Annotated in this window: 24 protein-coding genes and 1 tRNA gene; 14 read left to right on the forward strand and 11 right to left on the reverse strand. The window is 42.3% G+C overall.

The window, feature by feature from the left end; genetic code table 11:
* Positions 1-137 precede the first annotated feature (137 nt).
* The gene (locus I8751_RS00550) at positions 138-941 is read left to right on the forward strand and encodes a Uma2 family endonuclease (protein ID WP_214437222.1); all 804 of its coding nucleotides are present in this window, start codon (positions 138-140) and stop codon (positions 939-941) included.
* A gap of 107 nt (positions 942-1,048) precedes the next feature.
* Entirely contained in the window at positions 1,049-2,479 is a 1,431-nt protein-coding gene (locus I8751_RS00555) for an FAD-dependent oxidoreductase (protein WP_214437223.1), read from the forward strand.
* Between the two features lie 219 nt (positions 2,480-2,698).
* On the opposite strand, the gene I8751_RS00560 is transcribed toward I8751_RS00555, so the two are convergent.
* The 3 genes from I8751_RS00560 to gyrA all read right to left on the reverse strand — a co-directional run bounded on the left by I8751_RS00560 (position 2,699) and on the right by gyrA (position 7,522).
* The gene (locus tag I8751_RS00560) at positions 2,699-3,037 is read right to left on the reverse strand and encodes a DUF4870 domain-containing protein (protein ID WP_214437224.1); all 339 of its coding nucleotides are present in this window, start codon (positions 3,035-3,037) and stop codon (positions 2,699-2,701) included.
* 62 nt (positions 3,038-3,099) lie between these two features.
* Complete coding sequence (gene lnt / locus I8751_RS00565; protein ID WP_214437225.1) at positions 3,100-4,680, reverse strand: apolipoprotein N-acyltransferase; 1,581 nt, start codon at positions 4,678-4,680, stop codon at positions 3,100-3,102.
* A 235-nt stretch (positions 4,681-4,915) separates the two neighbouring features.
* Positions 4,916-7,522, reverse strand: coding sequence for a DNA topoisomerase (ATP-hydrolyzing) subunit A (gene gyrA, locus I8751_RS00570; protein WP_214437226.1), 2,607 nt, complete (start codon positions 7,520-7,522; stop codon positions 4,916-4,918).
* Between the two features lie 859 nt (positions 7,523-8,381).
* Between gyrA and I8751_RS00575 the strand changes: the two genes are divergently transcribed.
* From I8751_RS00575 to I8751_RS00605, 7 genes are all read left to right on the forward strand, one after another.
* Complete coding sequence (locus tag I8751_RS00575) at positions 8,382-8,600, forward strand: hypothetical protein (RefSeq protein ID WP_214437227.1); 219 nt, start codon at positions 8,382-8,384, stop codon at positions 8,598-8,600.
* A gap of 368 nt (positions 8,601-8,968) precedes the next feature.
* Entirely contained in the window at positions 8,969-9,253 is a 285-nt protein-coding gene (locus I8751_RS00580; protein WP_214437228.1) for a helix-turn-helix domain-containing protein, read from the forward strand.
* Between the two features lie 368 nt (positions 9,254-9,621).
* Entirely contained in the window at positions 9,622-10,605 is a 984-nt protein-coding gene (locus tag I8751_RS00585; protein WP_214437229.1) for an alpha-ketoacid dehydrogenase subunit beta, read from the forward strand.
* Positions 10,606-11,002: 397 nt separating this feature from the next.
* The gene (secD, locus tag I8751_RS00590) at positions 11,003-12,418 is read left to right on the forward strand and encodes a protein translocase subunit SecD (RefSeq protein ID WP_214437355.1); all 1,416 of its coding nucleotides are present in this window, start codon (positions 11,003-11,005) and stop codon (positions 12,416-12,418) included.
* Positions 12,415-13,410 (forward strand): protein translocase subunit SecF, encoded by a 996-nt coding sequence (gene secF / locus I8751_RS00595; RefSeq protein WP_214437230.1) that lies wholly within the window; start codon positions 12,415-12,417, stop codon positions 13,408-13,410. The genes secD and secF overlap by 4 nt, the downstream gene beginning before the upstream one ends.
* 74 nt (positions 13,411-13,484) lie before the next feature.
* The gene (locus tag I8751_RS00600) at positions 13,485-13,898 is read left to right on the forward strand and encodes a hypothetical protein (RefSeq protein WP_214437231.1); all 414 of its coding nucleotides are present in this window, start codon (positions 13,485-13,487) and stop codon (positions 13,896-13,898) included.
* Between the two features lie 97 nt (positions 13,899-13,995).
* On the forward strand, positions 13,996-14,484 hold the full coding sequence (locus tag I8751_RS00605; RefSeq protein WP_214437232.1) for a GNAT family N-acetyltransferase: 489 nt from the start codon (positions 13,996-13,998) through the stop codon (positions 14,482-14,484).
* A gap of 121 nt (positions 14,485-14,605) precedes the next feature.
* Here the strand turns inward: I8751_RS00605 and I8751_RS00610 are convergent, their stop codons facing one another.
* From I8751_RS00610 to I8751_RS00635, 6 genes are all read right to left on the reverse strand, one after another.
* On the reverse strand, positions 14,606-15,502 hold the full coding sequence (locus I8751_RS00610) for a sensor histidine kinase (RefSeq protein WP_214437233.1): 897 nt from the start codon (positions 15,500-15,502) through the stop codon (positions 14,606-14,608).
* Positions 15,503-15,734: 232 nt separating this feature from the next.
* Positions 15,735-16,325: an L-threonylcarbamoyladenylate synthase gene (locus tag I8751_RS00615; protein ID WP_214437234.1), complete on the reverse strand. Its 591-nt coding sequence runs from the start codon at positions 16,323-16,325 to the stop codon at positions 15,735-15,737.
* Positions 16,326-16,395: 70 nt separating this feature from the next.
* A complete protein-coding gene (prmC, locus tag I8751_RS00620) occupies positions 16,396-17,289 on the reverse strand; it encodes a peptide chain release factor N(5)-glutamine methyltransferase (RefSeq protein ID WP_214437235.1) in 894 nt (297 codons plus the stop codon).
* Between the two features lie 19 nt (positions 17,290-17,308).
* Positions 17,309-18,136 (reverse strand): Tic22 family protein, encoded by an 828-nt coding sequence (locus I8751_RS00625; protein WP_214437236.1) that lies wholly within the window; start codon positions 18,134-18,136, stop codon positions 17,309-17,311.
* A gap of 803 nt (positions 18,137-18,939) precedes the next feature.
* Positions 18,940-19,013, reverse strand: a tRNA-Pro gene (locus tag I8751_RS00630).
* 330 nt (positions 19,014-19,343) lie between these two features.
* Positions 19,344-19,892, reverse strand: a complete 549-nt coding sequence (locus I8751_RS00635; RefSeq protein WP_214437237.1) for a GNAT family N-acetyltransferase — start codon at positions 19,890-19,892, stop codon at positions 19,344-19,346.
* 382 nt (positions 19,893-20,274) lie between these two features.
* Here I8751_RS00635 and I8751_RS00640 point away from each other — a divergent pair, with 382 nt between their 5' ends.
* Positions 20,275-21,003, forward strand: coding sequence for a hypothetical protein (locus I8751_RS00640; RefSeq protein WP_214437238.1), 729 nt, complete (start codon positions 20,275-20,277; stop codon positions 21,001-21,003).
* Positions 21,004-21,092: 89 nt separating this feature from the next.
* Positions 21,093-22,025 carry an alpha/beta fold hydrolase gene (locus tag I8751_RS00645; RefSeq protein WP_214437239.1) on the forward strand — a complete coding sequence of 311 codons (933 nt, stop codon included), beginning with the start codon at positions 21,093-21,095 and terminating at the stop codon, positions 22,023-22,025.
* A gap of 50 nt (positions 22,026-22,075) precedes the next feature.
* Here the strand turns inward: I8751_RS00645 and tsaD are convergent, their stop codons facing one another.
* Positions 22,076-23,122 (reverse strand): tRNA (adenosine(37)-N6)-threonylcarbamoyltransferase complex transferase subunit TsaD, encoded by a 1,047-nt coding sequence (tsaD, locus tag I8751_RS00650; RefSeq protein WP_214437240.1) that lies wholly within the window; start codon positions 23,120-23,122, stop codon positions 22,076-22,078.
* Between the two features lie 176 nt (positions 23,123-23,298).
* On the opposite strand from tsaD, the gene I8751_RS00655 reads away from it, so the two are divergent.
* From I8751_RS00655 to I8751_RS00665, 3 genes are all read left to right on the forward strand, one after another.
* Positions 23,299-23,793: a Photosystem I reaction center subunit III gene (locus tag I8751_RS00655; protein WP_214437241.1), complete on the forward strand. Its 495-nt coding sequence runs from the start codon at positions 23,299-23,301 to the stop codon at positions 23,791-23,793.
* Positions 23,794-23,832: 39 nt separating this feature from the next.
* Complete coding sequence (gene psaJ / locus I8751_RS00660) at positions 23,833-23,982, forward strand: photosystem I reaction center subunit IX (RefSeq protein WP_214437242.1); 150 nt, start codon at positions 23,833-23,835, stop codon at positions 23,980-23,982.
* A gap of 274 nt (positions 23,983-24,256) precedes the next feature.
* Positions 24,257-24,778, forward strand: coding sequence for a photosystem I reaction center protein subunit XI (locus I8751_RS00665; RefSeq protein ID WP_214437243.1), 522 nt, complete (start codon positions 24,257-24,259; stop codon positions 24,776-24,778).
* A gap of 205 nt (positions 24,779-24,983) precedes the next feature.
* Here the strand turns inward: I8751_RS00665 and gmk are convergent, their stop codons facing one another.
* On the reverse strand, positions 24,984-25,583 hold the full coding sequence (gmk, locus tag I8751_RS00670) for a guanylate kinase (protein ID WP_214437356.1): 600 nt from the start codon (positions 25,581-25,583) through the stop codon (positions 24,984-24,986).
* Positions 25,584-25,686 lie beyond the last annotated feature (103 nt).

Genomic DNA, 25,686 nt, shown 5'->3' on the forward strand with positions numbered 1-25,686 from the left:
TCTCTTTTTCAGATTAATCGCGTCTCTTTTTCAGATTAATCGCGTCTCTTTTTCAGATTAATCGCGTCTCTTTTTCAAAGATGTCTTGCTTCTGCCTTTCTTCGGTAAAATATTAGCAACTTAGTTCCACAAACATAATGGTTCTAGCCGCAACCCAGCACCAAGCCCCTGTCGTCACTTGGGAAAAACTCCCAGACGATTTTATTCTGCCTGACGACCCAGTGGAAAACATTCAACAGCTTTCCCTTGCAGCAGCCTTAACAGATGCTTTAGGTACAGCAAATCGTATTCAACCACAGATGCTTATAGCATCTAATTTTGGTCTTGTCGCTAATATTAATCAAAAAATCGTAGTCAAAGCACCAGATTGGTTGTATGTACCAAGTGTGTTGCCTATAAGTGGGAGGGTAATTCGTCGCAGCTATACACCTAATACAGAAGGCGAAAACGTAGCTGTAGTGATGGAATTTCTTTCAGACACTGATAATTCAGAATACTCGATTCGTCCTACCTTTCCTTACGGTAAACTCTATTTTTACGAACGAATATTGCAAGTTCCTAACTATGTGATTTTTAATCCTTATGAAGTCACTTTAGAAGTACGTCGTTTAGAAAATGGTCAATATTTTTTGCAAGAACCATCAGCATCAGGACGCTTTTGGATTCCTGAGTTGGAATTATTTTTGGGAATTTGGCAGGGAACTCGTTTAGGTTTAAATATTTATTGGTTGCGCTGGTGGGATGAAGCAGGTAATTTGTTGTTGTGGAGTTCCGAACAAGCTGAACAAGAACACCAACGAGCTGAACAAGAACGCCAACGAGCTGAACAAGAACGCCAACGAGCTGATGATGCGATCGCCCAACTAGAAATAGAACGTCAACGTCAAGCAATACTGGCTGCAAAGTTACGGGAATTAGGTATCGATCCTGACGTTGAGTAATGCGATCATATTTTTTTCAAACCCTAAAAATATTTTATTTTCAATTGCAATTGCTGATTCCTATTTAAAATAAAATCATAAATTTAAAAAAATTTTAGGGCAAAATCATGTCTCAGCTTGTAGAGCGACAACAAGCGATCGCTAACGGCAGCCATGCCCTAGTGATTGGTAGCAGTATGGCTGGGTTGTTAGCAGCCAGAATTTTAGTAGATCATTTTGACAATGTAACTGTGGTTGAGCGCGATCGCCTCCCACAGCAGCCTGAGTCACGCCACGGAACTCCCCAAGCTAATCACGTTCATATACTGCTTGCTCAGGGTGAGCGAATTTTAGAGCAGATGTTTCCAGGTTTAGAGGCGGAATTAACAACAGCAGGTGCGCCCAGTCTCAACATGGCCGCAGACTTTGCTTTTCTTGGTGTGTGGGGTTGGTTTCCTCGTTTTCATTCAAACTTATCTATCCGCGCTTGTAGTCGATTATTACTAGAGTGGGCGGTGCGTCGTCGTTTAACCGCATACAGCAACTTACAATTTTTACCAGAAACTCAGGCAATTGGTCTGTTGACTGACAATAGTAACTCTCAAGTCAAGGCAGTAAAGCTACGCTCTGGTGATGTTTCTCAAGAAAACGAATTAAATGCTGACTTAGTTATAGATGCTAGCGGGCGCAACTCCTCATTACCAAAGTGGCTGGAGACATTAGGCTACCCATCCCCCTCTGAAACAGTCGTTAATTCTTTTTTGGGCTACAGTACCCGCTGGTATGAACGTCCAGAAAATTTTCAGGCAGATTGGAAAGGTCTACTGGTAGCATACAAACCACCCCATGATAAACGTGGAGCAGTCATTTATCCAGTCGAAGGCGATCGCTGGGCGGTAACTTTATCGGGTATCGGTCGAGATTATCCACCCACTGATGAAGCTGACTTTCTGGAATTTGCCCGTAGTTTACGCACTCCAATTGTTTATGAAGCCATCAAAGATGCCAAACCTCTATCTCCTGTCTACGCCTATCGCCGTACAGAAAATTGCTGGCATCATTACGAGAAGCTATCGAGGATGCCAGAGGGTTTAGTGGCAATGGGTGATGCAGTTTGTGCTTTCAATCCCTTTTATGGTCAGGGTATGACTACGGCTGCACTCGGCGCTTCAACTCTTGATCAATGCTTAAAAGAGCAATTTCGATCTTCTCCAAACAACCTCACAGGCTTAACTCGAAACTTCCAGAAGCAACTAGCTCACATTTTAGAAACTCCCTGGATGATGGCAACTAGTGAAGACTTCCGCTGGAAAACCACTGAGGGAGCGCAACCAGATAGCATGACTCGGCTGATGCAGCGATATGGAGATCAAGTAGCGTTACTAGCAGTCAATCATACCGATGTGTACCAGACATATATAGAAGTGATACACATGATTAAACCTCCCACAGCGTTTTTTGCACCTAGTATTTTGGCACGCGTCTTAGGACAAGTAATTAAACCGCATCCAGAGAAAGCCTTACTTATTCCAGAGTTAGCTGTCCCAAAACTTTCATAGTCAATTTTTTGGCTTCTAACCTGATTTGAACTTATAGCTTTACTTATTTAAGCTTATGTTCATAATTTTTACCATGCTTCTTAGTTTACTTACTTCTTTTTTTGTGTGCCAGTTCTGGGTGCAGAATGTGGGTTCTATGCCTATTAAATAAGCGAACTCCTAAAGCACATATTAGTGAAGCAAACCCACTGATAAAACAGTGAATTGGGTTTTTCAGTACTACGAAACAAAACGAAAAATCAATGGATAGCGATACGGTACATTAGGTTGATTCAGAACATTAATTATCGCAACAATTGGCATGATAATACTGACTACCCACAACCCAATCAATAACACAATTCCAATCCCGACAACAGTCAGTAAACCAAAGATAATCCCATAAATGTAGAGATTAATGTGAAAATTGAGGGATTCTTTGGCATTTTCTTTAACAACGGGGTCGTTGTTGATTAATAAAATTGCTATAGGTATCCCAATAGAGATGATCGTAGAGCTAAAAAATATTGCTCCGTGAGATAGGGCAGATAAAAGCTTGCGTTGTGGAAAGTTTTCCATAGCACAATACCCTCCTTATCAAGACGTTGTGCATTGCATCCGGTGATCATCGCCTTTAGATTCTATGATCTCAACTCGGTATTGCCATCATTCTGCCAGAAGATATTAACACCCCATCCTAAAGCACTCAATCCTAATAATATAGGTGTCAACCAATCACCCCACCGCACATACAAAGTCTGCGTTTGCCGTCGGTAAATAATTTCGGCGTGAGTTTCATAAGTATTATATCCAGATATCCACAAGGTCTTGCCGTGAGGATTTACAAAAGCTGAATATCCTGTGTTAGTTGCTCGCGCTGTCCATCTATCGGTTTCTATTGCCCGCATAATATCCTGTGCGTGGTGTTGCAAGGGCATGGCGGCACTGTAATGGGCATCATTAGAAGAACTGAGGATAAATTGCCCGCCATTTGCTGCTTGACGGCGAAATACATCAGGAAATGCCGATTCATAACAAATACCAACGATCGCCCGCCCAAATGGCGTATCAAAAATCTGATTTGGTAAACCTGGTACTTGGTGTTCATCCAGAGGTGATAAACGCTGAACTATACCACCCAAAATGTTTTCAAAGGGAATATATTCACCCAAAGGTACTAGTTTGGCTTTATCATAACGACTGGTAATTTCACCGTTACCCGTAACGTTAAATAAGCTATTGGTATAGCTGCGTCCCCGTTCTCCAAAAGCCCCAATCCATACGACTACACCTTTTTGCTGCACTGCTGAGGCTAAAGAAGTTCTCATCAAGTCGCGCTGGAAAAAAGGTAAGGCTCCTTCTGGGGTGAGAACTGCATTTACACCTTGATCTACTAAAGTTAAATAGCCATTGGTGTAACCTGTAAGGGCACGACGCAAACCTTCTGGTAAGAGTTTAATTTTATTAGGGATATTACCTTGAATAATTCCTACTTTTAAGGCGGCTGCTGGTGGTTGGGCAATGGGGCGACTATATAAAAGTAAGCCGATGAGATGGCAAGTGATGAATATGCCACTGGCGATCGCTAAGTATTTATTTCTATACTGACGATTAATCCAGGCTTCGGCAATTAAGCCATTAATAGCTGCGATCGCGGCTGTCACAGTATTAGGGCCAGAAATTTGACCGAGGTGTAAAATTACAAGATTATGCGGCGACTGGGTGTAAGCCAAAGAACTCCACCACAAAGGGCCAGCACTCCAAAGACTTTCTAAACCGCACCAAACTGCTGTACCAATTAAAACACGTAACCACGGTTGTTGCTGGGCAACACGAGCCATAACAGTCGCCCAAACAGCAACGAATATCCCTCCCCACAGGCTAACGAATGCCCAACAAAAGAGAGTAATTGCCAAACTCGGCCACCAAGGAACGCCCAACCAATTCATGGGATGAATGCCAGTAATCCAGGATAGAGCGACACCGTGATAGCCAATACCCCAAGCTAAGGCAATTAAAAATGAAGACTTTTCTCCAGAATTTTTAATCTTTAATTTTTCATTTTTAATTATGAGAATCCAAAGGGGGGCTAAGGCAATCCAAGCTAAAAACCATGCGCCAACTGGGGCGACAGTCAGCCCCATTACAACCCCACTTAAGAACGATAAAGTGTAAAGGCTAAAGGCTGAAAACCGCTTTTTGCCGGATATTTCATATTTCATCCTTCACCCTTGATCCTTTTATTAACGTTGTGCGTGTCAGTGGTCAATTGTCAGTTGTTAGGTTATTTTTTGTCATCTGGTCTAATACCCAATCCCTTTATGGGTGGTTTTCACAAATCTTCATTGAAAAGTTACTTCTCTTGAGTAAAACCCAAGACCGTACTTTTTGCTTTGCCACTGACTACTGACCACTGACTACTAATAAAACTACATCCCCCAAGTGGGGTGAAGTTTTTTATTCTGCTTCTTCTGTTTCTGCTTCTGCTTCGCTAGCAGCATCAGGAGGAACTATGGCCACGCCTGTAATTGCGTCATCTTCGTCGAGACGTTGCACTCTTACCCCAGTTGCCGATCGCGACTGTATAGAAATTGCATTCACTGCTTGACGAATGATAATACCGCGATTTGTCACCATCATGATCTCGTCGTCGCTGTTGACAATACCTAGGGTGGCTAATTTGTCTTTGGTTTTACGGTTTTTAAATTTGGTGGCCATTAAGCCTTGACCGGCACGATTTTGCAATCGGAACTGAGCAACTGGGACTCGTTTGCCATATCCTCCCGTTGTGATTACTAGCACCCAAGGGCCTACACTAGCGTTACTTGGTAATTCTGTAACTTCCTCATTAATTTCGACAATTTCGACCTCTTCAGTTTCGATCTCTTCGATTTCAACTTCATCTGTATTCAGCGTGTCCAAAATGGCTGCTGGAAGAATATCCATCCCCACTAATTCATCACCCTTTTTGAGTTTCATGGATTTCACCCCACGAGTAGCTCTACCTAAAGGACGTAGTTGTTCATGGGTACATCTAAAGTGGATAGCCATACCTAGACGGGAACCAACAATCACGCTGTCCTCGACTTTGGCACGTCGTACCCAGCGTAGTTGGTCGCCTTCTTCTAAGGAGATCGCAATCAAACCATTCGCTCTAATATGACTAAAGGCTGCTATAGCGGTTTTTTTAATATTGCCGCCTTTGGTGAGCATGACCAAATATTCATCGTTGGTAAACTCGGCAACTGGGACAATTGAGGTGATTTTTTCTTCTCTAGGAATGGGTAGCATTTGCACAATGGGTGTACCACGACTGGTACGGGAACCCAGGGGAATTTGATAGGCTTTGAGGCAGTAGACTACACCGCGATCGCTAAAGAATAAAACGCTGTCATGATCGCAGCAAGTCAAGAAATGTTCAACGTTGTCATTGTCTTTGACCTTAGCTGCGGCTTTGCCTCTAGTCGCACGGCTTTGAGCCTCAAAGGTATTAACTGGCATCCGTTTGATGTAACCTTGCTCTGTCAGGAGAATGATTGCCTTTTCATTAGCAATCAAATCACGCTCATCTATTTCTCCTTCGGCGTGGGTGATGATTGTACGTCTGGGTGTAGCAAAGCTCGTTTTGATTTGGGCGATTTCGGTTTCGATAATTTCCAGCACCCGTTCTCGCCGTGCCAAAATATCACGCAAATCAGCGATTTGCGTTTGTAAATCCTCATGTTCTTGGCGAATTTTGTCTGCTTCTAGGGCAGTTAAGCGCCGTAGTTGCATTTGCAAAATCGCATCGGCTTGCACTTCCGAAAGCCCGTAATTTGTGATCAACTCCCCTTTAGCTGTCGGGGCATCAGGTGCATGGCGAATTAAGTTAATAATCGTATCTAAATGGGAGAGAGCAATTAATAACCCTTGCAGGAGATGGTCGCGTTCTTCAGCTTTTCGCAGTTCGTAGCGAGTACGTCTGGCAATAGATTCGATGCGAAAGTCGAGGAATACTTCTAAGAATTGCTTGAGGGTGAGGATTTGCGGTTCACCATTCACCAACGCCAGCATGTTTGCCCCAAAATTGGCTTGCAGTGGTGTTTGTTTGTAAAGGTTGTTTAGCACTACACGGGGATAGGCATCGCGCTTGAGTTCGATGACGATTCTCATGCCGTCGCGATCGCTTTCATCCCGAATATCTGCAATTCCATCAATTCGCTTGTCATTTACCAACTCGGCGATTTTTTCAATTAGCGCTGCTTTGTTGGTTTGATAAGGCAATTCAGTAATAATAATTGCTTCTCTTTCTGGCCGTCCCCGCTGTTCAATAGTTTCAATATTAGCAACACCGCGCATGGTAATCGAACCGCGCCCGGTAGTATAAGCTTCTCTAATCGATGCTGTCCCTAGAATCTGCGCCCCAGTCGGGAAATCTGGCCCTTGGATATACTCCATTAAATCCAAGTCAGTGATTTCTGGATTATGAATTAGTGCTACTAAGCCATCAATCAATTCACCTAAGTTATGGGGAGGGATATTAGTTGCCATCCCCACAGCAATCCCCGAAGATCCATTCAGCAGCAGTTGGGGAATACGTGAGGGCAGGACTGTGGGTTCTTGCTGCGAACCGTCGAAGTTATCAGCAAAGTCTACGGTTTCTGATTCAATGTCTTGTAGTAAGGCGGCACTGGTTAAAGCTTGCAACCGACATTCTGTGTATCGCATTGCCGCTGGCGGATCGTTGTCTACCGAACCGAAGTTACCATGCCCATTAATTAGGGGCGATCGCATCGAAAAATCCTGCGCCATCCGCACCAAGGCATCATACACTGCCGTATCGCCGTGGGGGTGATATTTACCCAGCACTTCCCCGACCACACGGGCGCATTTCCGAAAAGGTCGATCTGCGCTTAAACCCAACTCGTGCATGGCGTAGAGGATGCGACGATGCACAGGTTTTAGACCATCCCTGGCATCTGGCAGCGCCCGACCCACTATCACACTCATGGCATATTCGAGATAAGATCGGGACATTTCGTTCCGCAGATCTGTTGGGATAATCCTCTCCTGTGAGAATGTCATAACCTAAAAAACTCCAAAAAACGTAGATTGTAGCCCTTACAGTTGGCAAAGCGCAAAATTATTCCAAATTCCCCTTGAATAATTGCTATAATTTGATACAATTCTAACATAATAAATGTCTTTTTTTGCTTGGCTAGTTAACTTAGGCATACTGCCGAAAATCTTGAGAAGAAACAGTTAATAATTATAATTTTCTTTACAGTAAAATATTTAAATAAAAACATCAAAAAAAGATATTAATTTAAATATGAAAGTTGAAATTTTATCATCTACAAAAAATATTTTTATAACTTTAAAATTGTTATTCTATGTAGAAATAAAAGGTTATTTATAAAGTAAAAATAAAATTTCTGTAGAGTGTATTATGGCGCATATTTCGGTATGATTGGTCACAAAAAGGTGAATTTAAGCGTCTACAGCACCGACCCATAATTAAGATACGTTAGGCTAGAGCTTTAACACAACGGCAGTTTTCTCAAGTCGGGAAACCCTTGACGCTCAATGACTCGCTACCGCTGCGAAGATCGCCAGTCGCTCATGGGGAACCCCCGCAACGGACTGGCTCCCCTACTTAAGATTTACTTTATAAACCTCTAATTATTGTAAATAAATAAGCAACAATGTTTACATATGTGTTGCTAAAATTGAATCATCTAGTTTGCATAATCCACTTTAAGTTCTTCGTGGTGTGTTTTCTAATATGAAAAAAGTTATTATTTTCTCGGAGATATTTAATAAACTCTAACAATGGTTGAGTGCTATTTTAAAAGAGAGAGTAATAGTGATATAAGTCGTAAGATAGTGTTAATCTTTTTAGATAATCCTTTAAGCTTGAGTTATGAATTGGAGAAAGTCTTTGATGAATCAGGAAACAGTTCCTAATCAAGCAGAAAAAACAAATCCAGAAAGTGATGCTTCACAATTAAGCCCAGAGGTACTTGACACAATCAAACATCCTCCCAAAACGGATGATGTTATCCGGCAACAATCGCCAGCAGAACGTAAAAATAACCCGGCTTTAGTACCAGAAATGCTAGATGAACCAAACAATGAAATGATTGATGTTACGAAAGAGTAGGGGCGCAAGTTTTTAAACCAAAGCAATAATAGCCACTAAGCATTATTCACTGCGTCAAAAGTATACAAAAAGCAGTACAATCATTAATGAAAATTGATCATCTGCTAAAGCTTCGCCTAGATAGTTTGTTCTCTAAAAATTAATTTTTGATAATTTGGTGGATTATGAATGTTGCCTAATCCACCGAATAAAAAACCTTTGCTTTTCTAAAATTTGTACTCAATATTACAGAAATATACAAGCTTTGTTTGCCACAGAAGGTGGCGATCGCTTATAAAAGAATATAGTTAATAAATTTTTCTGCGATTGATATTAATATCAATTGATTTAATAAATTAATTTTATACTTTTCAAGGGGAGCATGGAATATGGATATGCAAGTCCTGAGAGAGCGTGCTGGGCTTAGCCGTGCAGAGGTTGCCTTCAGACTTGCAATCAGTGAAACCAGTGTTCGCAACTGGGAAGCGGGACGTACTGAACCCACAATGACACCAAAAAAATATTTAGATGCTTTGCGTCTGTTTAAATGTACACCTGAAGAACTGGCAGCCGCAAGCGAAAAATCAATTAATCAACGCCATAAACGCAAACCTGGAAGACCCAAACGCTTTCCAGATGACCAAGTAACTCAGTTAAGCTCGTCCCCAGGCTGAAGCATAGGGATTTTGTGGATGGGGTGTTGGTTATTTATTCTGTGATATCACTGTTATGATTTACCAATCTTGCGTTGACTTGGCTAGATCTTAAGCTGCTCTTAAATTGGTAGTTATCTCTATTGAATAAAGTAGTTGTGCAGTTATTGGCGATTTAAGAAAAGTTTTGGCTCCAGATAGCATATCAAAGATAGAAAAACCATCCAGAAACAGTAAAAAGCTGATGAACTTTTAGTTATCAGCTATTCTGAGTCTGTAACTAAAGTAGTAAATCTCTAACTAGTGCGATCGCTCACGGTATTTGCCACTGCGGCGCGATAAGATTCTAAAACAATAGTCGTACTCAAATAGTCGTACTAAAGGTCTAAATGGCAGAAACATTATTTTTTAACGCTCTGCGGGAAGCCATTGATGAAGAAATGGCCCGTGATTCCAGTGTATTCGTTCTTGGTGAAGACGTAGGACACTATGGCGGTTCCTATAAAGTTACCAAAGACCTATACCAAAAGTATGGCGAACTCCGAGTTCTAGACACCCCCATCGCTGAAAACAGCTTTACTGGCATAGCAGTGGGAGCAGCCATGACTGGGTTGCGACCGATAATTGAAGGCATGAACATGGGCTTTTTACTTCTTGCCTTTAACCAAATATCCAATAATGCCGGCATGTTACGTTATACTTCCGGCGGTAACTTTAAAATTCCAATGGTAATTCGTGGCCCTGGAGGCGTGGGAAGACAGCTAGGAGCAGAACATTCTCAAAGGTTAGAGGCATACTTTCAAGCTGTTCCTGGGTTAAAAATTGTAGCTTGTTCTACACCCTACAACGCTAAAGGACTGCTGAAAGCCGCTATCCGCGACGATAACCCAGTATTGTTCTTTGAACACGTTCTACTTTACAACTTAAAAGAAGACCTGCCAGAAGAAGAATATTTGCTGCCCTTAAATAAAGCAGAAGTTGTGCGTCAAGGAAAAGATGTCACAATTCTGACATACTCACGGATGCGCCATCATGTGTTACAAGCCGTCAAAACTTTAGAAAAACAAGGTTATGACCCAGAAGTAATTGATTTAATATCACTCAAACCCTTAGATTTTGATACCATCGGTGCATCCATACGAAAAACCCATAAAGTGATTATTGTGGAAGAGTGTATGAGAACCGGTGGTATTGGTGCAGAATTAATCGCCTCAATTAACGATCGCTTGTTTGATGAACTCGATGCTCCAGTGCTGCGGCTTTCTTCTCAAGATATCCCCACACCTTACAACGGCAATCTAGAAAGACTAACAATTGTCCAACCAGAGCAAATAGTGGAAGCTGTAGAAAAAATGGCAGCTTTGCGAGTCTAAGAGCGTGTTTGAAAAGTCTAATTTAATACCAGCTCAGGCGACTGAAAGTCGCACGCCACTTGCTTCTCCCAAGGGGAGACACTGCGCGAACAAGTCGGGGAACCGCAAGGGCGCAGTGGCTTGCCTACACAGACAGGACGCGTAGTGGCTTCCCTCCGGGAAGGCCACCGACCTGGGTTGAAAACCTTGATTTCGTGTTAGTCCGCGCAGGCGGACTTTGTTTGTGTAGTAGCGAATTGTATTCGTCTAAAACTTTTCAAACATCCTCTAAAACTCAGAAGTTAAGAGTTAGGAGGAAAAATCGTCACTCCTAATTCTTAATTTATAACTCTTAACTAATAACTCATAACTCTTTAAAAGAGCGCTATTATAGCCTTTGTCAGTTGCGAGTTATGGTATGCAAAGACAGCGATCGCTATTAGCCTTGATTTTAGTCCTGCTCATCGCCGCTATTGTGGTGATTGTGAAAATTCCTGTACCTCTGGGACTGGACTTGCGCGGAGGCTCACAGCTTACAATTCAGGTGAAACCAGCACCAGGAATGAAGGAAATCACTGAAAGAGACTTAGAAGGCGTTCAGAAAGTTGTCGAAGGACGAATCAACGGCCTCGGCGTTTCTGAACCAGTGATCCAAACTGTGGGCACAGACAAAATCTTAGTACAATTGCCAGGAGTCAACGATCCAGAGCAAGCCGAACGGGTACTGGGTGGTACAGCACAATTAGAATTCCGCACCCAAAAGCCTGGTACAGAAACTCAACTATTTGCTTTTCAATCATCACGAGCCGAACTGAGGGCAAAGCAAGAAGAGCTGAAAAACAGCAACGATCAAGCAGCAATTACTAAAAATCAAGAAGAATTACAAAAAAATAATCAAGCGATCGCAGAATTATTTGAAAGTACCGACCCACCACTCAATGGGCAATATCTAAAAGATGCCTATGGTGAACCCACTCAAGGCAATAATTGGAATGTTGCTATCCGCTTCGATCAAAAAGGTGGTGAACTGTTTGCTCAGTTGACAAAAAACCTTGCAGGTACTGGGCGTAGTATTGGTATTTTTCTTGACAATGAATTGATTAGCGCTCCCGTAGTCGGCCCAGAATTTGCCGCTACAGGTATTACTGGAGGCGCTGCTGTAATTACAGGTCGATTTACCCCCCAAGAAGCTAACGACTTAGGTGTACAGTTACGTGGTGGCGCGTTACCCGTACCAGTAGAAATTGCCGAAATTCGCACTGTGGGGGCAACTTTAGGTAAAGACAGTATTACTAGCAGTATTTATGCTGGTGCTGGTGGCTTAGCTTTAGTCCTTATATTTATGGTGGTGTATTATAGACTACCGGGACTCATTGCTGATGTAGCACTTTTGGTCTACGCCTTATTGACTTGGGCTACCTTTGCTTTGTTGGGTGTAACCCTAACACTGCCAGGAATTGCTGGTTTTATTCTCAGTATTGGGATGGCGGTTGATGCAAATGTGCTAATTTTTGAACGGACACGGGAAGAATTACAGGCAGGCAAATCCCTATACCGTTCTGTAGAATCTGGTTTTTACCGAGCATTTTCTAGTATTTTAGATGGCAACGTGACTACAGTCATTGCTTGTGCGGCTCTATTCTGGCTGGGGGCTGGTTTGGTGAAAGGCTTTGCCTTAACCTTGGCTTTGGGGGTAGCAGTAAGCATGTTTACTGCAATTACCTGTAGTCGTACATTATTGTTTTTGGCAATTTCCATTCCCTCATTCAAGAAGTTAGAACTTTACTGTCCTAAACTGCCAGTGTCGAATAATAAGGCAGAGGTGGCTCGATGAAACTGAGTATTAATAAATCGCGATCGCTATGGTGGACTATTTCTATTGCCATCATTCTTATTGGTATCACCTCAATGGTGATTTCTTGGCAAAACCCAGCAATTCGTGCCCCTTTACGTCCTAGTTTGGATTTTGTCGGTGGTACACGATTACAGTTAGAACGAGATTGTACTCAACCGGATAACTGTGACCAGCCAATTGATATCAATGTCGTCAGGGAAGTAGCTAAAGAACAAGGTCTGGGTGATAGTAGCATCCAAATTGTGGCCGACAAAGATACAGGTTTACAAAATGGGATCTTAATCAGGACAAAAACTTTGGAGGGCGAGCAACGTACCAAGTTGCAAAATGCTCTCAGTGAAAAAATCGGTGTTTTTGATCAACAAAAAAACCAAATTGACACTGTTGGCCCTACCTTGGGGCGAGAGTTATTTACATCTGGTGTTATTGCTCTAATTGTTTCCTTTGCAGGCATCATTCTATACTTGACCTTCCGCTTTCAACTGGACTATGCTGTATTCGCCATCATTGCTCTATTTCACGATGTTTTGATCACGGCAGGTATTTTTTCTATCTTGGGTTTGGTACTTGGTATTGAAGTAGATAGCCTCTTCATCGTGGCTTTATTGACTATTACAGGTTTCTCAGTCAACGACACAGTAGTAATTTACGATCGCATTCGAGAAACCATCAAAACTAACCCCAGCCGCCCAATTGCTGAAATTGTGGATGATGCAGTCAATCAAACTTTGGGACGGTCTATTAATACGACCTTGACCACGATGCTTTCATTGGTTGCCATTTTTCTATTTGGCGGCGAAACCCTCAAAAACTTTGCCTTAGCTCTAATTATTGGCTTTACGGCAGGGGCTTATTCGAGTATTTTCATCGCTAGTACTCTTTTAACTTGGTGGCGAGAACACAAAGGTCAATCTACACTGGTGGCGAGTACCGAGGCAATTGATACATCTGCTAGCTCCCAGGATAGTTAAGCTATCTTCGCATTTGACAATCGGGTGAAGCATTGTGTTAATTGCTCACCCACGTCCTGCAATTTTACTGACCTATGGATCAACCGGAACAACCGTCAATTTTTAGCAACAATACCGAGAAAACTGACCCATCTTTCGCTCAACAAGTACAAAAATTACACCAATTGACTGTTTACGGTCGCTGGTTATTTGTGGGCTGTTTATGGCTGACTGTTGCACCTCTTTGTTTATGGAATCTACGTGCAGAAATTGCTCTTTGGCAGCAATATTTTACCTGGGTAGCGTTGCGCCATGGACTCTTCTACCACCCATTGTCTACCCTCGGTTTAGCTTTTTGTATTGGTATGACTGTTGCTGTTCTGGTATGGCAAAGTCGCAATATTCTCGTAGGCTTACCACAGCCGGAAAAGGAACGCTTAGAAAAACAAGTTTGTCGGATACGCCAGCAGGGAGTCACTCATCCTTTGTGGAAATGGATTTGTCAGTAAATACTTAAATAGTTGCATGTTAATATAAGCATCTAAAAATTTGTACCACAATATAACTTAACAATAGAGATGACGCTGCCAAATTGGGGTGTAAGACATGAATTCTCTTCAGATTCAGTTTTGTGAACAGGTTTACTGCGCTAAAGGCGATCGCCACTCTCAAATAGATCTTTATCAACTCCAAGAATTATTCAACATTTCAGCCTTCTGGGCAAAAGGACGTAGTGTTGAAGATTTGGGTATAGCTATTGCCAATAGCAACCCAGTGATTTCTGTTTGGGATGGGGAGCAACTTATTGGCTTTGCTAGAGCAACTTCTGACTGCATTTATCGCGCCACAATTTGGGATGTTGTTATTCACCCAAAATATCGCGGTACTGGGCTGGGCAGCAAGTTAATAGAAACCGTTTTGAACCATCCCCGTCTCAGGTGCGTTGAGCGTGTGTATGTTATGACCACTTGCCAACAGGGATTTTACGAAAAAATTGGTTTCCAGCCCAATAACAGTACCACTATGGTATTACACCAAAATTCTCAACTCGATTCTTTAGCTACTGGAGAAATTCAGCTTCAGGAATCAGTATAATAATTCATAGTTGATAATGACGCTCGATAGCAAAACATTGATGCTTTATAAGCATCTGTGTAATTACGAATTACGTTAGCGCAGCGTTAGCGAGTCCGCGAGCGTCATTACGAATTAATAATTATTCAGCCACTAGGGGGATAGACACTTGCAGTCTAGTAAATTGCTCTGATTGTTCAACAGATGGCATGAATTCCAGTTTTCCCCCCATCACTTCTAGCAACTTTTGATTAAGTAATAGCTGCATTCCTGCTGAAAGACCAGGATAATCCTGATCAGGATGAGGAGGCTTATCTCCAGATTTGAGCAAATCAATCGATTCACTTCCAGTTAGAGCATGAGTAGGCACATCCAGACAAATGTGAATAGTCTGATTTTCAGGTGAAGGGTTACTAGAAATATGGATACTGCCTTCTTCCATTTGAGCAATGGCAGTATCTATTAAACTTACTAATATTTGGCGTAGCCAGCGCCGGTCTACCAAAACATAAATTTCTGGATCAGGAAGGAACACGCGCAAAGGGAAATTGCGGTTCGCCGCCAGCATATAAGTTAATTGATTAACTTCCTGTAAAATCGTGGCTAGGGAATGTGGCTGAATATCTAATTTATTAGTACCGTGTTCTGTTCTAGCAACACTAAGAATTTCATCGATTAAATGTAGCAACTTCAAGGCTCGTTCGTGGGCTTGGGCAATAAACTCTCGCTCTTCTGCCGGATTTTCACAAAGATCTGACAAAATTAACTGATGTAAACCAATCAAACCATTGAGGGGCGATCGCAATTCATGGGTAGTCCGTGCCAAAAAACCTGCTTTAAACTGACCCATTTCCTGTGCCATTTGGTAGGCTAACTGCGTTTGCTTGATCTGTTGCAAGAGTTTTGACGTATGGTGTTGATCTTCTGGCACTATTGGGGATAATTTAGAGGCCGTGTTTGCAGACTTTGCAAATAACCGACCCAAAATCGTTCCTACTATTAGTCCCACTCCTAGATAGACCCAGTTGCTCCAATTCATAGTTTGGCCATTATTAACTTGTTAGTTGACCACAAAGGTACAAAACAAAGTTCCGGATTTCCCAATTCATCCGTTTCTATCTCTAGTTTCGGATTCTTAACTTAGTATGCACTTATAAGCTTAGGAACAAAGCTGAGAGATTAAACTCTATACTGACAAAATTGAGATGTTAACAAGTAAGTCAACACCAAGAAAACAACAATATTATAGCTACCTATTTTGATTTACCAGTCTAAAAGTCTAATTTGACCGCACCCTGCCGCAAGATTTGCCAATTCATTCCTGTCCATTTAGCAACAGTAGAAGGTACGCCGATTCCTCGGATTTCACCCTGACATTCTGTAGCTGCCAGAGTCATAACTTCAGGGAATTGAGCCTCAATTTCTGTCAAGCTTTGTAAAGGGGGCTGTCCTGAAAAATTGGCACTAGTCGTGGCCAGAGGGCCTGTTTGCGCCAAAATAGTTTGGGCGATCGCACTATCAGGAACTCGTATACCAATTGTAGTTGGGTCAGTAGGATTCATTTCTTGTGGTATGCGATCGCTTGCTGGCAATACCAATGTCAATGCTCCTGGCCAATATTTCCTGGCTACTTCCTGCCAGATTTGGTAATCGTTCTCGCCACCTTGAACATAAGACCACAAGTCTTCTGCACAAGCTGCCATTAAAATCAAAGGTTTATCCTGACTGCGCTGTTTAGCGGCAAAAATTAATCCTGCTTTTTCTGGTAGAACTGCCAACGCGGGAACGGTATCTGTGGGAAAGCTAACTAAAAAGCCAGCGCGTGCGCTAGCTATCAAATCTCTTAAAAAAACTTGGGTCATGTTTACACAATTAGCAGTTAAAAGTTAGGAGTTAGGAAATTACTGGTTCCTAACTCCTAACTCATCAGTTCTAAATTCTATAAGCAAGGGCAAAGCGTTCAATTCCTGCCAAATCAGCATGAATTTGAATATTGCAATAGCTGCCTTGATTTTGCAACATTTCTTGCACTATATCCGCTTGTCCCGCCATCATTTCAATCAGCCACACGCCGCCAGATCGTAAATAATTAGGTGAGATTTCTATGAGATGGCGGATGCAATATAAGCCATCAACACCACCGTCCAGCGCTAAATGTGGTTCATGTTTCACCACTTCCGGTTGCAGGGTAGCGATCGCACTTGTGGGAATATAAGGCGGGTTGGATACCATGCCACTAAATTCGCCTTTGAGGGATGCCAGTGGCTCCCACCAGTAACCTTGATAAAATCTAACCCGGTCAGCAAGTCCTGTATTCTGGGCGTTTGCCTGGGCAATTTCCAAAGCTTCTAGACTGCAATCAACCGCATGAATTGTAGACTCTAATAAGGCACCTGCCAGCCCTAAGGCAATTACTCCACTTCCAGTCCCCAAGTCTGCCCAGTGTCCAGGCTGTGAAGGTGCAGCTGCCACTGCTAAATCAATCAAGCACTCTGTTTCTGGTCTGGGGATCAAAACCGCACTCGATACCGCGATTTTAAAGTGTCGCCAAGGGGTAACTCCAGCAATGTACTGCACTGGTAAGCGCTCATGTAACCGACGCTGCCACAGATGATCTAACTCTTCTAGCGATAACTTTATTTGAATCCGAGGCCAGTCTTTGAAAGACTCCAAACGCAGTGCTAAACGGTCTAACCCCGCAACCTCTTGCAGGAGCCAATCGACCTCATTTAGTGGAACATCAGTGGCAACTGCCGCATTGATTGCTTTTTTAGACCACTGCCAAAGTTGTAAACCGGAAACTACCTTTGGCTGTGTATTTTTCATGTGTTAACCCAAAGGAAACTTATTTTTTGGGTGCAGCTGGACGGGAGTTGTTTCCATTGGCAGCAGGGGTTTTAGGCGCGTTATTTCCAGGCAATGTCTTAATGTACTCTCTAGACTCTTGGGACGGCACTAAAACTACTTGTTTTAACCAATCGTCGTTTTTGTCCTGCAATGTTTTAATAACTCCGTCTACGTCTATTACTTGAATATCAGCCTTGGGAAACTTTGGTTTCACCTGATTTAATAAGCCTTGTGCGTCTTGCTTACTTAAAAACAAAGGAATTAGTTGTTCTTTGTCAGAATTCAACTTAATTGGCACGTATCCCTGATCTGGTGCAAATCTGACAGCGAAAATAGGCACACTCTTAAATTGTTCTACCTTTTGACCGCTTTGGCGAAGCAAATCCATTGCCCCTTTAATTTCTTGTTCTACAGGTTTAAAGGCAAATACAAGACGGTTTGGCTGGTTTTTGCTTTGTTGCAGCTGCTCATAAATTACCCCTAGAGGCAATGCTGTCACCTGTAAACTTTTCACCATTTGTTCCATCTTCGGATCTTTGCCTTTGGCATTTCTCAGCTCATTAATAAAAGCCTGAGCTTCCTGTCTACTGAGATAAACACCTGTTACAGAACCACCAGGTTTTTGACCGTTTTGAGCCTCTGGTAAGGGGCGGCTCAATGGTAAACCTTTCTCATTGGTAATCACATATACAGGTACAGAGTCTAATTTCTCTTTTATTTGTTGTTCTGATAATGCCAATACTGGGGCATTTCCTACAAAAACTGTCCCCAGTAAAGTACTCCCGACTAAGCCCAATGTTGCTCCCCAGCGAACCAATGCTTTCATGACAGATCCTCGCATCATATAGTTCAATTAAGTCAGATAAATCGTTGGATTTGCACAGCCCCAACTAGCTAGTTTTAGTTATATAGCAATCTGTCTGATATGTGAAAAAGTCGTGTTTGTTGTTCAAATGCTAACAGTTGATTCTCAAAACCTGTTATTTCTCAATCTGAGAGAATTGCTATGTTATCTTTGTCACCAATTGCAGTGCTAAATTGCGTTTTTTCAAGTTAGCCTTGCTGTTCACTGCGTAATATTGTAGATGCCTATTATATTTTGCTCTCAAGGGGAAAAATTTTTCTCCAACTGTTGAAGCGATCCATGCCATTTTATTGTTTTTCTCAAACAGAGTGACGCTACTACATAATTAATCGTTCCACCTGAGACTAATTTAAAAACTGCCACATAGGAGCTTAATTACAGAAGTTTCTTTGATATGTGGAATTTATTTGTTCATCTTCAAAGCACAGTCCAATGTTCAGAGCAGCCAAAATGGCACTTTTGGGTAAATTTACAATTTAGATGTAGATTGTACCAAAAAATTTTCAATAAATAACCGATTTACTCAAGAACGTGAGTTCTACGGCTCTAAAAAACCCCGCTTTCATCCTCTCCTCCACGGTGGGAGAGACTTTGAAACCTTGATTTTTTCGTCCAAAACTAGGAAAACTTATGCTCCTCTCCGATGTGGAGAAGAGTTGGGGAGAAGTTTATCGAACTCATGCCAAGAGCAAACTTTTATTTTCTAATTAATTTGTAGATACAGCAAAACCCGACAAACAAAATATGGGGTCGTAATTTATAAATCGGGATGACAGGATTTGAACCTGCGGCATCCTGCTCCCAAAGCAGGCGCGCTACCAAGCTGCGCTACATCCCGGATAAATCAATTTAACTTTGCTGCTTTTAGCTTTAGGATTGCTTTACAGTGGTATAATATTCACTGCTAAATAGCAAACAATAAAACTTTATTGTGATTCCTCACGACAGCAACACCATCATATCACCTTTTACAGATATTTACTAAGTTTTCTAATACAAAATTTTACTACTTTCCTATCACTATACTAATTTTTGCTAATATTTTGGCTATATAAGACCACATATCCGCTATCACCGAATATGCTTCCAACTGCATCAGATAGATAAACCTTGCTAGTCTTAGCTAAATTTTGTTGACAGCGACCTGCTTTTAATTTGTACTAAAAATTTAGTGTGGATACCAGAACATACCTTTGATACCTTCTGGGTCTGACATGAAGCCCATACTTCTGTAGAAATCTACAACATGGGGGTCAGCAAAAAGAGTGACGTTGCTAATTTCTTCACTTCTGAGTTTTTTAAGTACATATTTCATCAACGCCTTGCCCAATCCTTTACTTTGAAAGTCTGGATGAACTACCACATCCCAAATAGTGGCATTAAATGCATGATCTGAAGTAGCACGGGCAAAACCTATGAGTCGTCTTTGGTTTCCTCGCACTTGCCACATGGAGGCGACCAAAAAACTATGCTCTATAGCTTTTTTAACTTTTCTCAAAGGACGACGCGACCAGCCGACTGCATCACAGAGTTCTTCTAGTTCATACAGATCCAGATCTCGCTCGGTACTAAAAACGATACGAGCCTCCTTTGAAGAAGCCTCGCTAACGCTGTTGGGGCTATCCCCCACAGATGCTGCTGTCTGCTCTTCAAAGGAAGTGGTCTTACTTGTCGTTACAGATTCAGAAGTACTAAACCAAGTTTTCCAAAAACCCATGCCAACGTGGTTCGGGTAGTATAACTGAATTGGTTGCCACTCTCTTTGAGTGTTGATTCACGTTTTACAGAAGCTACTACCATCTAAACGACCCTTACACTTAAATTTTTTCAGGTGTTTTGGGATTTTCGATAGCAACAGCAACTCACAGCGTGTTTCACACCAATCATTTTCAACTTTAGCATTTTGTTGTAAAGCCTAGGAGAAATTCACCAAAAGACCAGAATATGAGAGTCAATTGTATATAGGGTATTGGGAATTGGTATGGGAAAAAATTTAGTTCCTAATCCCTAATCCCTAATCCCTAATCCCTAGTCCTTAGTTCTCAGTCCCCAGTCCCCAGTCTTCTGGTGACGAAAGCAAGCGAGTCTTACCCCCAACGATGGCTTCTGGTTTAAAATCTTCGACACTGGAACTTCTAAAGCGCTTTAACCGAGCGTTTCCCCAGTTTTATGAGCAATTTGTGAGCAGTGAGATTCAACTGCAAAATTTACGGCTAGCCTACCGTCTCTATAAAACCAGACGCGCTGTTATAGAGCTAAAGCCGGAAGGAAGCAAAAGTGCCTTACACTTTGCTTACCGCAATCAGTCGTTTCTCCTCAGTGATATTTTTGGTGTGCTGGCGGCTTACGGGCTGACTATTCACGGTCTAAGCTTATATGGTCAGATCCGACCGCCAATGTTAGTTTTTATCAAACTGTTGGTATCTCGTGGCAGTAAAGCTTTGACCGAAAAAACCGCAGAAAATGTCTGCCGCGCTATTCGCGAGGCTTTAGGAGGACGGTTTGAGGTAGAAGAGATGCTGGCAGTAGAATTTAACCTCGATACTGGTTTAGAACAAGTACAGACCGAGTTCTATGTTGACCCAGTATTCCACCTCCCGGCTCTGGTGATTGAAGCGGATAATCAACCAGGGTTATTTTATAAAGTAATGTACGCTATCTGGCAGGAAGACCTACTAGTAGTCAATGCCAATTTGTTGGTTTGGCGCGGACGTACACGCCTAATTCTCTATTTGTTGGGGCCGAATGAAAGCCTAATTCCTGAATATTTGGGACACAAAATTGCTGAAGGAGTGCGTCAGAGGCTGTTAGGTAAACAATCTATCTAAAGGATGAAGTATAAATAAAACTTTTCAGCCTTTATCCTTTCTGCACTCCGTATTTAGTCTTACCCCTCCTTAAGGGTACGATATTAAGTATGGCAACCATTGAAATCTTGGGCGTTCCACACGCATACGAGCTAACGGCTCCCACATCCTGCCCCCATGCTTTAGTATTTATCCACGGCTGGCTAAATAGCCGTGGATACTGGCAACCTGTGATTTCTCGCCTGTCAGATGATTTGCAGTGCCTATCGTATGATTTGCGCGGTTTTGGTGAATCTCAGTCCCTGCCAGAAACTGATTTTAGTCAGGCACAAACTTCCTTTGACCTGACTGCCAACTCTAGTAGTGCGCTTAACTCATCCTTTGATTCTCTTTATACTCCGGCTGCTTATGCTCAAGATTTAGTAGCCCTTCTGCAACAGCTAAATATTCATAATGCTTGGCTGATTGGGCACTCATTAGGAGGAACGATCGCTTTGTGGACAGCAACTCAGATGCCAGAGTGTATAAAAGGGGTGATTTGTATTAACGCAGGCGGCGGTATTTATCTCAAAGAAGCCTTTGAGCAATTTCGTGCCACGGGACAGCGATTTTTGCAAGTCCGTCCCCGCTGGTTGTCTCAGATGCCTCTGATTGATTTGTTATTTACCAGAGCCAGTGTAGCTCGTCCTTTGGAGCGTTATTGGGCACGCCAGCGAGTAATTGATTTTGTTGTGGCTGACCCGGAAGCTTCTCTGGGAACATTGCTAAACTCTACAACCGAGGAAGAAGTTAACCGTTTACCCCAACTTGTATCTCAACTCAAACAGCCGGTTTATTTTTTGGCTGGTGCTAACGATAGAGTTATGGAACCCAAGTATGTCCGCCATTTAGCTAGCTTTCATCGGCTGTTTGAATACTCTGGAAATAATGTAATTGAAATTCCTGATTGTGGACATTTGGCAATGTTAGAGCAGCCAAATGCAGTTGCTAGTCATATACGGTCGATAGTTAATGTTCAAGAGTCAGTAGTCAGTGGTCAGTAGTCAGTAGTCAGTAGTCAGTGGTTGTTGGCTTTGAAAAAAATAAATGACTATCAATCAGATTGGTATAACTTCATCACCTGTGTGAGAGCTAATCGAGACTCAACACCTAAGGTGATGGGGGATGTATGACCAAGGGATAAATGTTCTGCGGCAGCACAGGCAATCATGGCGGCGTTATCGGTACAGAATTCCAGGTGAGGAAACAGGACACGTAAGTTATGCTTAGCTGCGGCTGCTTGTAAGTTTTTTCTAAGACCGCTATTAGCCGCTACTCCTCCACCCACGGCAATTGTGTTAAGACCATAGTCTAGGGCACAGGCGATCGCTCTTTTGGTCAGCGATCGCGCCACTGTTTCCTGGAAACTAGCCGCTACATCTGCCACTGGCACTTGCCCACCATTTTTTTCTAACTGCTGCACTAAACGCAGTACCGCTGTCTTTAAACCACTAAAACTTCCATCGTAGGGATGATATCCTCCAGCAGGTAGCGAAACTTTTCCTTCTGGCAAGGCAAAGGCTTGGGGATTTCCTTGTTGTGCTAAGCGATCAATTACTGGCCCGCCAGGATAACCCAGCTTTAACAACCGGGCTACTTTATCAAAGGCTTCACCTGCCGCGTCATCACGGGTTTCGCCTAGAGTTTTATAGTCACCACAGTTTTTGACGTAAATTAAGCTTGTATGTCCGCCTGAAACCAGTAAGCTAAGGAAAGGGGGATCTAAAGTTGGCTCACTCAAGTAAGTCGCGTAAATATGACCTTCTAGGTGATGAACTCCCAAAAATGGTTTGTTGTGTAAAATTGCTAGGGTTTTTGCTGCTGTTAAGCCTACTAAAAGCGCTCCCACGAGTCCAGGGGCACAAGTGGCAGCTATTCCATCAATTTGTTCCCAGTTCAGTTGGGCCTGCTCCATTGATTGAGCGATCGCCCAATTTATCGTTTCCAAGTGCTGGCGGGATGCCACTTCTGGCACTACCCCACCATATTGCTGATGGACTGGAATTTGTGAAGCAACAATACTACTGCAAATTTGACGATTGTTAACAATTGCGACGGCAGTTTCATCACAGCTGGTTTCTATTGCTAAAACGATTGCCATTCCAGGGTTATGCCAACTAAGGACTTGTTTGAGAAGCTTTAACTTTTATTTACTTAAACTTTACTCGATTCCCACGCAAGAGTATGATGACTTGCTAGTCATGTAAATAAAGATTGTACAAGCCGCTTCGTTTTGTACAAGAAACTTTTTGTTTTGTAATAAAAGGAAACAACTCCATGCGACGATTGTTTGCTTTGATTTTAGGGATTTGTCTCTGGTGCAATTTTGCTCCCCCAGCCCAAGCGCTAGGAGCTAACCTTGTACCCTGTCAAGACTCTCCCGCTTTTCAAGAGCTAGCAAGAAATGCCCGTAATACAACCGCTGATCCCGAATCCGGGAGAAAGCGGTTTGAGCGTTATTCTCAGGCGCTATGCGGCCCTGAAGGTTATCCTCACTTGATTGTTGATGGTCGTCTTGACCGCGCTGGTGACTTCCTGATCCCCAGTATTCTCTTTTTGTATATTGCAGGTTGGATTGGTTGGGTAGGCCGCTCCTATTTGCAAGCAATTAAAAAGGAATCTGACACTGAGCAAAAAGAAATCCAAATCGATCTTGGTTTGGCATTGCCTATTATGGCATCAGGCTTTACTTGGCCAGTGGCAGCAATCCAAGAATTGCTCTCTGGCAAATTAACAGCCAAGGATTCAGAAATCCCAGTTTCTCCACGTTAATTCGGTTTAACTCATTCATTTGTTTTGGAGACTAAATTCATGGCAGACAAAGACGACCAATCATCCTATTTGGTTAAATTTATTTCCACAGCCCCGGTAGCAGCTACTCTATGGCTGACGATTACAGCAGGTATTTTGATTGAATTCAACCGCTTTTTCCCCGACCTACTTTTCCACCCACTTCCATAAGTGAAAAATAGGATTTTAAGACAGTTGAATTAGTTGTCTTTTGCCTAAAATTGATTGGTTAGTTTACTCAGCCTAATTAAGTGAAAATATCACTTAATTAGGTGGTAAAAACAATTTTTTGAACTCGCTAGTTGCTTTAAGCATTACAAGTTTAAGTTTTTGAAAATATGCTAAATTAATTTTTCTAAACTTATGAGCTAAAAGGTATCTTTATCTACAATTATTATTAATATAAAAATGCCACCATTCTAAATTTAGAGGCAAACATAAAAATATGGCGCAAGCAGTAGATGCATCCAAAAATCTCCCCAGTGATCCCAGAAATCGGGAGGTTGTTGCTCCAGCGGGACGCGATCCGCAGCGAGGCAACTTAGAAACCCCGGTTAATTCTTCTCCATTAGTCAAGTGGTTCATTAATAACTTACCCGCCTATCGCCCAGGTCTTAATCCTTCTAGACGTGGGCTAGAAGTTGGTATGGCTCATGGTTATTTGCTGTTCGGCCCTTTTGCTAAATTAGGGCCTCTGCGGAATACAGCCAATGCCAACTTAGCTGGTGTATTATCAGCAGTCGGTTTGGTTGTGGTTCTTACCGCTTGTCTATCCTTGTATGCTAATAGCAACCCTCCTAAAGCACTTGCTAGTGTCACCGTACCGAATCCCCCAGCAGATGCTTTTAACTCCAAAGAAAGCTGGAATCACTTTGCTAGCTCTTTCTTAATTGGTGGTATCGGTGGAGCAGTAGTCGCGTATTTGTTGACTAACAATTTGGGAGTAATTCAAGGAATATTAGGCTAATTAAGGTTCTGTTAATTGGGCATAGGGTATTGGTAATTGTTAGTTATATTTACTATTACTTATATCTCATGCCCAATTGCCTAGTAAACACTTGAAATTTTCACAATTAAGGAAAAATTAAATTTACCAAAATTATCACTCTTTAGCTATTTTTTTGGTAACTTGATGATCATAATGCTTGGTTGTGGTTTTCAGGAATTTGAAATTATTTAAATAAAGCTGCTTCGATTTCATTAAGAGCTGTTTCAAAATTGTCATTGACGATTTTAATATCAAACTCGTCTGCTGCTTTCAGTTCTTCTTGGGCACGGCACAAGCGACGTGCTATCGCTTCTTCAGAGTCTTGGGCACGACCGCGTATCCGTTTTTCTAACTCATCAAAGGAAGGTGGCAGAATAAAAATGCTGAGGGCGTTGGGGAAAGAAGTACGAATTTGTCTTGCCCCTTCTAGTTCAATTTCTAGCACTACTAATTTGCCAGATTGAACTTGGTTAAGTAAAGTTTCACGGGGAGTACCGTAATAGTTACCAGCAAATTCCGCCCATTCTAAGAATTCCCCTTCAGCAATTAATTGCTCAAACTTGCTGCGACTGATAAAGTAATAACTTTTGCCGTTGATTTCTCCTGGACGGGGAGAACGAGTCGTTACGGATACCGAATAATACAATTGGGGATGACGCTGCAACAGCGATCGCATTAAAGTGCCTTTACCGACCCCACTAGGCCCAGTTAAAACAATCAACCTGCCTGGAGACTGGTCTTTTTTGGTATTAGCACAACTCTGGATGGGTAAAACTTGCATCATCCGTTCAACCTGTGAATTAATCAATAAATATTATTCATTAGCCTGTAGATTCGTTGCCAGAGTTAAATTTTGACTAACGAATTTGTAGCGCGAGTGACAGAAA

The organism is Atlanticothrix silvestris CENA357 (genome assembly GCF_016056295.1).
GTDB classification, from domain to species: Bacteria; Cyanobacteriota; Cyanobacteriia; order Cyanobacteriales; family Nostocaceae; genus Atlanticothrix; species Atlanticothrix silvestris.

Excerpts from the sequence above, each read along its gene's own strand:
- I8751_RS00550 (WP_214437222.1), top strand. The coding sequence starts at position 138 with ATGGTTCTAGCCGCAACCCAGCACCAAGCCCCTGTCGTCACTTGGGAA.
- I8751_RS00555 (WP_214437223.1), top strand. The coding sequence starts at position 1,049 with ATGTCTCAGCTTGTAGAGCGACAACAAGCGATCGCTAACGGCAGCCAT.
- I8751_RS00560 (WP_214437224.1), bottom strand. The coding sequence starts at position 3,037 with ATGGAAAACTTTCCACAACGCAAGCTTTTATCTGCCCTATCTCACGGA.
- lnt (WP_214437225.1), bottom strand. The coding sequence starts at position 4,680 with ATGAAATATGAAATATCCGGCAAAAAGCGGTTTTCAGCCTTTAGCCTT.
- gyrA (WP_214437226.1), bottom strand. The coding sequence starts at position 7,522 with ATGACATTCTCACAGGAGAGGATTATCCCAACAGATCTGCGGAACGAA.
- I8751_RS00575 (WP_214437227.1), top strand. The coding sequence starts at position 8,382 with ATGAATCAGGAAACAGTTCCTAATCAAGCAGAAAAAACAAATCCAGAA.
- I8751_RS00580 (WP_214437228.1), top strand. The coding sequence starts at position 8,969 with ATGGATATGCAAGTCCTGAGAGAGCGTGCTGGGCTTAGCCGTGCAGAG.
- I8751_RS00585 (WP_214437229.1), top strand. The coding sequence starts at position 9,622 with ATGGCAGAAACATTATTTTTTAACGCTCTGCGGGAAGCCATTGATGAA.
- secD (WP_214437355.1), top strand. The coding sequence starts at position 11,003 with ATGCAAAGACAGCGATCGCTATTAGCCTTGATTTTAGTCCTGCTCATC.
- secF (WP_214437230.1), top strand. The coding sequence starts at position 12,415 with ATGAAACTGAGTATTAATAAATCGCGATCGCTATGGTGGACTATTTCT.
- I8751_RS00600 (WP_214437231.1), top strand. The coding sequence starts at position 13,485 with ATGGATCAACCGGAACAACCGTCAATTTTTAGCAACAATACCGAGAAA.
- I8751_RS00605 (WP_214437232.1), top strand. The coding sequence starts at position 13,996 with ATGAATTCTCTTCAGATTCAGTTTTGTGAACAGGTTTACTGCGCTAAA.
- I8751_RS00610 (WP_214437233.1), bottom strand. The coding sequence starts at position 15,502 with ATGAATTGGAGCAACTGGGTCTATCTAGGAGTGGGACTAATAGTAGGA.
- I8751_RS00615 (WP_214437234.1), bottom strand. The coding sequence starts at position 16,325 with ATGACCCAAGTTTTTTTAAGAGATTTGATAGCTAGCGCACGCGCTGGC.
- prmC (WP_214437235.1), bottom strand. The coding sequence starts at position 17,289 with ATGAAAAATACACAGCCAAAGGTAGTTTCCGGTTTACAACTTTGGCAG.
- I8751_RS00625 (WP_214437236.1), bottom strand. The coding sequence starts at position 18,136 with ATGAAAGCATTGGTTCGCTGGGGAGCAACATTGGGCTTAGTCGGGAGT.
- I8751_RS00635 (WP_214437237.1), bottom strand. The coding sequence starts at position 19,892 with ATGGGTTTTTGGAAAACTTGGTTTAGTACTTCTGAATCTGTAACGACA.
- I8751_RS00640 (WP_214437238.1), top strand. The coding sequence starts at position 20,275 with ATGGCTTCTGGTTTAAAATCTTCGACACTGGAACTTCTAAAGCGCTTT.
- I8751_RS00645 (WP_214437239.1), top strand. The coding sequence starts at position 21,093 with ATGGCAACCATTGAAATCTTGGGCGTTCCACACGCATACGAGCTAACG.
- tsaD (WP_214437240.1), bottom strand. The coding sequence starts at position 23,122 with ATGGCAATCGTTTTAGCAATAGAAACCAGCTGTGATGAAACTGCCGTC.
- I8751_RS00655 (WP_214437241.1), top strand. The coding sequence starts at position 23,299 with ATGCGACGATTGTTTGCTTTGATTTTAGGGATTTGTCTCTGGTGCAAT.
- psaJ (WP_214437242.1), top strand. The coding sequence starts at position 23,833 with ATGGCAGACAAAGACGACCAATCATCCTATTTGGTTAAATTTATTTCC.
- I8751_RS00665 (WP_214437243.1), top strand. The coding sequence starts at position 24,257 with ATGGCGCAAGCAGTAGATGCATCCAAAAATCTCCCCAGTGATCCCAGA.
- gmk (WP_214437356.1), bottom strand. The coding sequence starts at position 25,583 with ATGATGCAAGTTTTACCCATCCAGAGTTGTGCTAATACCAAAAAAGAC.